Raw genomic sequence first — 519 nt, forward strand, 5'->3', positions numbered from 1 at the left:
ATGGCCAACTTATTGGTTAATCGAAACATACTAGTTCACCTCACTTGCCATAACAGTCAAGGTGTCAGAGATTTCTTGGAACATCTGACGATCCGTCTTTTCACCACGATAGATTTGATTATAGAGAATACCGTCCTTGATGAAAAGAACACGTTTTGCACGGCTAGCTGCTGCTGTTGAGTGGGTCACCATGAGAATGGTTTGCCCTTGCTCATTGATTTGATCAAAGATATCAAGGAGGGCTGAAGATGACTTAGAATCTAGAGCTCCTGTTGGCTCGTCCGCAAGAAGAATTTCTGGTTCTGTGATGATAGCCCGTGCAACTGCAACCCGTTGTTTTTGCCCTCCAGAGATTTCATAAGGGTACTTCTCCTGCAATTGATTGATGCCAAGATTTTCGGCCGTCACGACCAATTTTTTCATCATTTCTGTAATAGGCTTTCTAGACAATACCAAAGGGAGTAAGATATTGTCTTTAACAGAAAGCGTATCTAACAAATTGAAGTCTTGGAAGACAAA

At 41.8% G+C, this 519-nt stretch carries 1 protein-coding gene; it reads right to left on the bottom strand.

Going from position 1 to position 519, the window contains the following annotated elements; all coding sequences use genetic code 11:
* Positions 1-30: 30 nt before the first annotated feature.
* The coding region (locus tag ADM33_RS10390) for an ABC transporter ATP-binding protein (RefSeq protein WP_049505075.1) at positions 31-519 on the bottom strand (489 nt) is incomplete at its 5' end.

The sequence above is a fragment of the Streptococcus oralis genome, from assembly GCF_001075875.1.
Taxonomy (GTDB): Bacteria; Bacillota; Bacilli; order Lactobacillales; family Streptococcaceae; genus Streptococcus; species Streptococcus oralis_I.